8 protein-coding genes (1 of these 8 only partly in view) are annotated in these 9,011 nt (G+C 49.7%); all 8 read left to right on the forward strand.

All coding sequences use genetic code 11. The annotated features are described in order from the left end of the window. Positions 1–46 precede the first annotated feature (46 nt). Positions 47–928 (forward strand): carbohydrate ABC transporter permease, encoded by an 882-nt coding sequence (locus MKX46_RS17270; RefSeq protein WP_029516819.1) that lies wholly within the window; start codon positions 47–49, stop codon positions 926–928. After that, positions 928–1,818 carry a carbohydrate ABC transporter permease gene (locus tag MKX46_RS17275; RefSeq protein ID WP_029516818.1) on the forward strand — a complete coding sequence of 297 codons (891 nt, stop codon included), beginning with the start codon at positions 928–930 and terminating at the stop codon, positions 1,816–1,818. The genes MKX46_RS17270 and MKX46_RS17275 overlap by 1 nt, the downstream gene beginning before the upstream one ends. 49 nt (positions 1,819–1,867) lie before the next feature. Then, positions 1,868–3,688, forward strand: a complete 1,821-nt coding sequence (locus MKX46_RS17280) for a protein O-GlcNAcase (RefSeq protein WP_241113457.1) — start codon at positions 1,868–1,870, stop codon at positions 3,686–3,688. Between the two features lie 97 nt (positions 3,689–3,785). Beyond that, positions 3,786–5,327 carry a DUF4127 family protein gene (locus MKX46_RS17285; protein WP_241113458.1) on the forward strand — a complete coding sequence of 514 codons (1,542 nt, stop codon included), beginning with the start codon at positions 3,786–3,788 and terminating at the stop codon, positions 5,325–5,327. A gap of 5 nt (positions 5,328–5,332) precedes the next feature. Next, positions 5,333–6,052 (forward strand): N-acetylmannosamine-6-phosphate 2-epimerase, encoded by a 720-nt coding sequence (locus MKX46_RS17290; RefSeq protein ID WP_029516815.1) that lies wholly within the window; start codon positions 5,333–5,335, stop codon positions 6,050–6,052. Then, on the forward strand, positions 6,030–6,869 hold the full coding sequence (locus MKX46_RS17295; RefSeq protein WP_029516814.1) for a MurR/RpiR family transcriptional regulator: 840 nt from the start codon (positions 6,030–6,032) through the stop codon (positions 6,867–6,869). The genes MKX46_RS17290 and MKX46_RS17295 overlap by 23 nt, the downstream gene beginning before the upstream one ends. A 156-nt stretch (positions 6,870–7,025) precedes the next feature. Continuing rightward, positions 7,026–7,961, forward strand: coding sequence for an ROK family protein (locus MKX46_RS17300; RefSeq protein ID WP_152526700.1), 936 nt, complete (start codon positions 7,026–7,028; stop codon positions 7,959–7,961). A 25-nt stretch (positions 7,962–7,986) separates the two neighbouring features. Next, a protein-coding gene (locus MKX46_RS17305) for an FAD-dependent oxidoreductase (protein WP_029516812.1) crosses the window boundary here: on the forward strand, positions 7,987–9,011 show its 5' portion. Its footprint extends 586 nt past the window's final position; 1,025 of the gene's 1,611 nt are visible here — the first part of the coding sequence; it begins with the start codon at positions 7,987–7,989; the stop codon falls past the right edge of the window.

Here is a 9,011-nt window from a genome sequence, read left to right on the forward strand (position 1 = left end):
GTGAATACTCCCCTGTTCATTTATCGAAATCAGGTGGTGATGCAGCATGATCAAATGGTTGAGGTCGGAGTCTTTTACGGCCTGGGCTTTTATGACGCCGGGACTGTTATTGCTTGCCGTCTTTGTATTTTGGCCTATTATTTACAGCATTCCGCTGGCATTGACAGACTACTCTGTCATATCAGATACCCATTTTGTCGGTTTGAATAATTTTGAAGCGGCGTTTAAGGACCGTAACTTTCTTATTTCGATTTGGAACTCATTGTTGTACGTGCTCATTGTCCCCTTTCTCCAAATTTTCTCCATCCTGATGGCCGTGCTTGTGAACAGCCGTATTCCGGGAATCAAAATATTCCGCACGACCTACTACATCCCTGTTGTGACTTCAATGGTAGCTGTAGCCTTAATTTGGAGCTGGCTGTTGGGCAATAACAGCGTAGTGAACTACTTGCTCATACAGATCGGCCTGATTAGCAAAGACATACACTGGTTATCGGACAGCAACTTGGCCTTGTATGTACTGATGTTCATCACAATGTGGAAGGGACTCGGGTATTATATGATGCTCTATCTGGCTGGATTACAAAACATTCCTCAAGATCTGTACGAAGCCGCTAGAGTCGACGGTGCAAGCCGATGGCGTCTGATTGTTCATATTACTCTTCCACTGCTAAGACCTTACGTTCTGTTCTGTACCCTTATATCACTCATGTCAGCTATCCGCGTATTTGATGAAGTATATGTACTAACCAAGGGTGGACCGGGAACGGCCACGTTGACATCGAGCTTGTATATTTTTCAAAAGGGGATGGAGCAGTTTAATTTTGGGTATGCTTCAGCGCTTGGCTTAATTGTCGGTGCAATGATTGCCGTACTTAGTATTATCGTATTCCGATTCAATAGGAAAGGTGGTGTCAATCCCTATTGATGAATCTAAAGGATGACAAATTGCTATGCTCATCTCTTCCTAAAAAGGAAAGTAGCCGCAGCATGCGCAGTCTCGCCCGAATGCTGAGAATGACGGTCATCTACATGCTTCTAGTGCTACTCGCCCTCTTTTTAATGGGACCGTTCCTCTGGCTGCTCAGCGTATCCCTCATGCCAGGCCGTAACATTTTTTCAACGCCGCCCGCTATTTTTCCGACCTTTATTAATTTCGACAACTATGTTCAGGTGTGGCAGTTCATGAATTTCCCGAAATATATGCTGAATACGGTCATCATTACGGTGTTGGGCGTTGTGCTCAATGTGGTACTCGCCAGTCTGACAGGATATCCCTTGGCTGTGTTTCGTTTTAAGGGTAAAAATCTGGTGTTTACGCTGCTGATTGCCACGATGATTATTCCTTCCTACACCGCATTTATTGTGCATTATCTGACCATTCAAGGGCTTCATCTGGGCAATACATATTTGGGTGTAGTGTTGCCTGGGGCAGTCTCCGTGTTCAACATTTTTCTGATGCGACAGACGTTTATTCATATTCCCACCGATGTACGTGATTCCGGTAAAATGGACGGCGCTTCGGAGTTTCGAATTTGGTGGCAGCTGGTGCTTCCGCTGGTCAAGCCAGCGCTTGCTGTAATTTCTCTGTTGGAGGCGATGTCGTTCTGGAACAGCTTTCTGTGGCCTATCGTTATTTTGAACGATACGGAGCTATATCCGCTAGCAGCTGCGCTCACGTATCTCAACGGTCAATTTGCCTATAACTTCGGCTGGATTGCTGCCGGCACAATGATTTCGGTACTGCCGATCATTATATTGTTCCTGTTTACACAGCGCTACTATATGGAAGGTTTGGCGGGAGCGGTAAAAGGATAGCCAGTAGTCACGGCTACGAAGAGCCTGTGAATGGAAGGAGACGATTGCGATGGAACTGTCCGAAGGAACGGGGCCTTATTCGAGTGTAGGGCTAGCACCGCAGGAGATTCAATATTATTTTCGTGATGTGTATGACAGCGGGGAAAGGCTGGTTATCTCCGAACCGCGACTGATCTGTGAACTGTCCTCTCGCTTTGCAATGAATCAGGAGTATGAAGGTGTGCTGGACCCTGAGGGACCGATCAAGCTTATTGTACCTCCAGGACCGGGTGTACCGACTGAAACACGGGGAAGCGTACAGTTGGTGCTCGAATATGACGGAACGCTTGCTGCAGACGGATATCGGTTGGACATTCAGAAGGACGGGCGAATTGAAGTCCATGCTTCCAATAAAAGAGGGCTCAAATACGGCATGGATGCCCTGCATCTCCTGCTTCAAGTGGAACAGGAGCGATGTACTTTGCCGGTGATGTCTATTCGGGATGAGCCTTCCTTCCCGGTCAGAGGAATTATTGAGGGCTTTTACGGGAAACCGTGGAGTTTCGCGGATCGGCTGGATGCCGTTCGGTTTATGGCTACGCATCGGATGAACACATTCATGTATGCCCCCAAGGATGATCCATATCATCGTGAGCTATGGAGAGAGCCGTACCCTGAGGATACGTTTGCCCAGATTTGCGAATTGAAGGAAGCCTGCGAACGGCATGAGGTTGATTTTCATTATTGTATCAGCCCAGGGAACGACCTGAGCTTTGGCAGTGATGAAGATTTCCTCAAATTGACGGAAAAGCTGGCGGCCGTGATTGCGATTGGCGTACGTCATTTTTCTGTATTAATGGATGACATTGACTATGTACTCAAAGGGGAAAATCGACACTTGCTGGGCCGCTCGGGTCACGCTCATGTCTTTTTGACGAACAAGGTTCATACATGGCTGGCTGAGCGGCTGCCTGAATTTACCCTGACGGTCTGTCCTTCGGAATATTGGTCGTATTGGGATACCGAATACAAAAAGGATTTCCGTGAGCGGCTGCATCCGGAGATTAAGGTGTTCTGGACGGGGTACTTTGTTTTTGCTCCACAGATTAGTCGCGAGCACGCCGCTGATAATCATGCATTCTTCGGGCATGAGCTGTGGCTGTGGGATAACATCCCGGTGAATGATTGTGACCATGATCGGTTATTCCTTGATCCGCTGCGCGGACGATATTCCGGGCTACCAGACTGTGGACATACCGGTATGGTGGCCAACCCGATGAATCAGTGGGAATGCTCCAAAGTGACGCTCATTACGATGTCCCACTATATGTGGAACAGTGAACGGTATATGCCTGAGCGATCTTGGAAATGGGCTGCGCGGCAGTTAGCAGGAGAGCGTGCGGATGAACTGATGTTTTTCTGTCGTCAAAACAGGAACAGCCGACTAGGCTGCAACACGTACGAGGACGTGGACCTTGCTTTGCAAATGCTCGATATCCCTGCACTGGATATGTACTTTGAGCGGCTGCTTCAGGCCGTGAACGTCCTACGGAGCGTGCCTGCCGGTGATCCAGCGGCAGGATTCGTGTCCCAGGCCGCACCGTGGCTGGAACGTGCCGAGCTGGATGCGGGCCTGTGGCAGGTGTTGCGTCAAGCTGCGCTCAGCAGCGAGCGACAGGACGATGCACAGTCGAGCGGCACGCCGAGGGAAGCTGTTGACGAGCAAGAGCCGTCACCTCTGACAGACGAAATCGTAGGAGAACTGCGAAGCGGTATCACTGCTTGCTTAGAAGCGGAGGCTCGGCTGGGTAGCAATCCGGCGATCCGTGCTGCTGCGCAGTGGGGTTATGTCGATCAGGACGAACAAGGAAAATATCGGCTGATTTTGTGAGTATTTGCGCTGGATTAAGCAACCAAGGCAGCATAGCTGCCCTGAAAATAATCATTTGCCGTTAGGATAACGGTAATTTTCAGGAGAGGTGGAACGTATGGTGAAGCCCAAAACCCGATTACTTTTTATACCGCTGGATGAGCGGCCCTGTAATTATCAATTTCCTTATTTACTGGCACAGGGCACAGACTTTGAGATGGAGCGGCCCCCATTAGAATGGATGGGACAAAAGAAAACCCATGGCGATACGATCAGACTATGGGCATGGCTCGAAGAACGCGCAGCGGCGGCTGATGGAGCCATTGTTGCGATGGATACGTTGCTGTACGGAGGAATCGTACCTTCTCGACTACACAGTATGTCGAGCGAGCAGGTCAAAGATAGAGTGAATCGGCTTCGCAGGCTAAAACAGCTATATCCGCAACTGACCCTGTATGCATTTCAACTGATTATGCGCTGTCCGCAATATTCTTTGGCTGATGAAGAACCGGATTACTATGCCGATTGGGGTCGTGAGATATTCAGAAAGGGCTTCATTGAGCATCGTCAGGAGCTGGGGATTGCTACCGCAGAAGAGTTACTCGAATTAGCTGATATCAACGAGCGTCTGCCAATGGAAATATTGGATGATTACCTAGGGCGTCGCCATGTGAATTTGGAGGCCAATGAAGTTGCGCTGGATCTCGTAGCAGAAGGTATCATTGATTTTATGATCATCCCACAGGATGATTCGGCTCCCTACGGCTATACCGCCAAGGATCAGCAGCGGCTAAGAAGTCGTATTTCTGAGCTTGGGCTGGATTTGAATGTATACATGTACCCGGGGGCAGATGAAGTGGGTTGTACGTTGCTGGCTCGTTGGGTTAACAAGATGAATAATGTAGTCCCACTGGTGTATCCCCGATTGTCTGCTTTGCAGGGGGCATTCGTAGTACCGCTTTTTGAAGATCGCTATTTTTACGAAACCTTAAAATATCAGATTATGGCGGCAGGTGGGCTGATCGCTTCCTCAGCAACGGAGGCTGATTTGATTTTGTTGGCTAACACACCTGGTGACACGATGGCAGAGGCTTCATCCCAGCAGCGTGCAATGACCGGATATGATGTGCATCGGAATGTAGTAGAGCTGGTTGAGTACGGTTCTTATATGCTGCAATATGCAGGTCAAAATGTTGCAGTTGCTGATGTGGGCTACGCCAACGGCGCAGATCTCAAGCTACTTAGACTATTGAAGCAAAAAGGACTGCTTTTTAAGCTGGCGGGTTATGCAGGCTGGAATACCAGTTCTAACACGCTGGGCACCGTCATTGCCCAGTCCATGCTGTATACCCACTATGGCTCTACGGAGGAACATTTGGATTTTCTGTCGCTGCGCTACGCCGAGGATGCCTGTTATTGCGCTGTGGTACGTACGGCTATGAATAACGGAATTGTGGAGCAGATGGGTTTTACCAAGTTTATGCTCGATGGACCGAGAGGCTCGGTAGCTGCGGTTATTCGCGGACGGCTGGAGCAGGCGCTCAATGAATATGTGAACGGGCCGGAAGGCCGCGTGGAAATTATAGATTGCTACATGCCGTGGAACCGCACCTTTGAAGTCGCATTAACCGTACGGCATCATGCTGAGAAGAGAGGGTGATTCCTATGGGAATGGAAGGTGTATTATCCAAAGTTCAGCACGGACTGATCGTGTCCTGTCAGGCGCTACCAGGCGAACCGTTACATGGAGCAGATTCTATGGTCAAAATGGCGCTTGCCGCACAGCAGGGTGGAGCTGTGGCGATACGCGCCAATGGCGCATCGGATGTACGTGCGATTAAACAGGCAATTTCTCTACCAGTGATTGGCTTGGTTAAGCGGGATTATGATGATTCTGATATTTACATTACGCCTACCCTTCGTGAAATGGAGGAACTGGTGGAGGCAGGCGCGGATATCATTGCGCTGGATGCCACATTACGACCGCGCCCAGCGGGATGCAAGCTGAAGAGGCTCATAGATTATGCCCATGAGCAGGGAGTCACTTCCATGGCAGATATATCGACACTGGAGGAGGCACTTCATGCGGCCTCCCTTGGCGCAGACTGCGTATCCACCACGTTATCCGGGTATACGCCGTACTCTGCTCAGATTGAGGGTCCTGATCTGGAGCTGGTTCGGAGAGCGTCGGAACTGGTTCCCGTTCCTTTAATTGCAGAGGGCAAAATCTATGATCCTGCGCAGGTTGAGGAAGCATTCCGAATGGGAGCACATGCAGTGGTTGTAGGCTCGGCGATTACCAGACCCCAATTGATTACGCAGCGGTTTGCCGATGCCGCAAGGAAGGCAGTGAAATGCATCTATGGAGATGAACGACCGAATTAAAACGTATTATCCTTCATTAACGAAATCGGAGCAGAAAGTTGCCTTGTGCGTACTGGAGCATCCCGCAGACATCATATATTTCTCTGTGACGGAGCTGGCGGATTTTGCAGGTACAGGCGAAACGACCGTCATGCGCTTTTGTCGGAAGATTGGTTTCAGAGGTTATCAGGATTTCCGACTGTCCCTAGCGCAAAACCAGACTTATCGTAAAACTGATATGGGCGAGGAGAACATCGACCCAGATGACGAACAAGATATTACGCGTACGGTGTATCACAACATGCTCGATATTTTGCACTCCAGTATGGGGCTGCTGGACCATTCAGAGCTTGGTCGTGCGATTGCGTGTCTCGATCAAGCGGGCTATGTTCAATTTTTCGGCGTAGGTGCTTCGGGGATTTCCGCGCAGGATGCTAAAAACCGTTTCTTACGCATCGGGCGTCGCGCCGAGGCTGTGGCAGACGGACATATTCAGTCGATGATGGCGGTGTCCATGAACCCGGGTGATGTGGCTATCGGCATTAGTGTATCAGGAAGTACGCTGGATACGAACGATATGCTGTATAAAGCCAAGCAAAACGGTGCAACTGTTATCGCAATTACAAATTATGCGAAATCACCCATTACCTCCATTGCAGATATCGTGTTGCTAACAGCGGGCAAAGAAGCGCCGATAGAAGGTGGTTCAATCGGTGCTAAAATCTCACAACTATTCGTGATTGACCTCATCTGCGAAGGGCTTGCTCGCAAGCACACGAGTCACACCAAACAGATGAAGGAAAAAACAGCGAGGGCCGTTATTGAACGAAGCTATTGAGATTTTTCAGTTGTGAATTGAAAACTGTGCGTTTCGACAGGTTCAATGACTTGTGTTTGTGGTGCTTATGAATGGCTATTTCATGTATTGCTATTAATAGAGGGTTTGTACAAAGAGCTAGTAAGCTTTTATGTAGGTAACAAGGAGGTTGGTGTGGTGGCAGCTGCTGTGAACAGAGTCATTGGAATCGACATTGGGGGCACATCGGTGAAGGCCGCCATAGTGGCACGGGACGGATCGGTGCTTGATGAAATCCGGCTGGATACGGACGCTTCCCGGGGACGTGAATGGGTATTGTCGCAGGTGTCAGAATCTGTGCTCGGACTGTTGCGTTCTTTTGGAGATACCAGCCTCGGTGCCCATATAGATGTAGGCGCTCTTGGCATTGCTACTGCTGGCAGAGTAAATGTGGAGAGCGGCGAAGTTGTGTATGCCACAGATAACCTACCTGGCTGGCAAGGTACATCCTTAGTAACATGGGCTAGGGAAAAACTGGCTTTACGAGCAGTTGCTGATAATGATGCGAACGCCGCTTTACTTGGAGAAGCGTGGCAGGGAGCGGGGAAGGGCAAGCGACGCTTGGTGATGCTCACGTTGGGAACAGGTGTCGGAGGTGCATATATGGAAAATGGCCTCTTGTGCAGAGGGGCTCATTGGAGCGGCGGTGATTGGGGGCACAGTATTCTATTCCCCGGAGGACACCCCTGTAATTGCGGAAGAAAAGGGTGCGCCGAGCAATATGTATCGGGGAGCGCCCTCTTACGTCGAGGTAGGGAACACGTCGGTAAATTGTACCGCTCGGGAAACGAGATTGTGAAAGAGGCCGTTCACGGTAACCAGGAGGCAATTCAGGTGCTGGATGATTACACCGCAGATTTAGCTGTACTTCTAGCTAACATCTCAGTGACTCTTGATCCTGAGAGGATCATTGTAGGCGGAGGAGTATCGGACACGGGAGAGGTCTGGTGGCCCATGCTGGAAAAGCATCTGCACCAATTTGGAGTTCAAACGGAAGTAAGTCGGGCATTGTTGGGCAATCGCGCTGGAATTATCGGTGCTGCACGGCTTGCCTTCGAAATGACCGAGTCCTAGTACAAGAATGAAAGGGGAACGAACCATGACGCAAAAACGGCTTGATACCGACATTGTTGTGATTGGCGGAGGCCTGGGGGGGACATCGGCAGCTCTCGCGGCGGCGAAGGCTGGCATGAGAGTCATCGTGACAGAGGAGACGGACTGGTTAGGGGGGCAGTTAACTTCACAGGCGGTTCCCCCAGATGAGCATCGATGGATCGAACAATTTGGTTGCACAGCAACATACCGTGAGTTCCGTAATCGTGTACGTGACTATTACCGTCAGAACTATCCGTTAACCGAAGAAGCTCGAAATAATCCCATTCTCAACCCTGGGAACGGTTGGGTAAGCCGTCTGGCCCATGAACCACGGGTAGCTCTGCGGGTGCTTGAAGATATGCTCGCTCCCTATTTGAATACGGGGCGCGTTCATGTATACTATCACACCGTGCCTATTGCCGTTCAGACGGATGGGGACTGTATTACTTCTGTAACTGTCCGTACCTCGAATAGCGCTGATTATAAGTGTGGATTTAGAGTGCTGCACGGAGCGTTTTATCTGGATGCGACAGAGTGTGGTGATCTCCTTCCAATGGCAGGAGTGGAGCATACGAGTGGAGCGGAGTCGCGGGCTGCTACGGGTGAGCCTCATGCACTGGAGTGTGCTAACCCTTTTGATATGCAATCTATCACACATGTGGCTGCCGTAGACTATATTCCCCAGGAAAGCTTCATTATAGAGCGGCCGCAACAATATGATTTCTGGAGAAATTATATTCCTTCCTTTTCCCGTTTTCCGATTTTGAGCTGGTTTGCTACTGACGCGGATGATACCAGTAAACTAAAACAGTTCACATTGTTTCCTAACGATCAGGGCATTGTATCCTTATGGGATTATCGTCGTATTGTAGATCCCTCGATATGGAGCAAACCGCTAAATGATGGTGAGGTAACTCTTTTAAACTGGGCGCAAAATGATTATTACCTTGGGCCATTGATCGGTGTCACTGCTCAGGAGCAGGCAAAACATCGAGAAGGAGCGCGTGAGTTGACTCGTTCATTAATATA

Origin of the sequence: Paenibacillus sp. FSL P4-0113 (genome assembly GCF_038009305.1) — a bacterium.
Taxonomy (GTDB): Bacteria; Bacillota; Bacilli; order Paenibacillales; family Paenibacillaceae; genus Paenibacillus; species Paenibacillus polymyxa_D.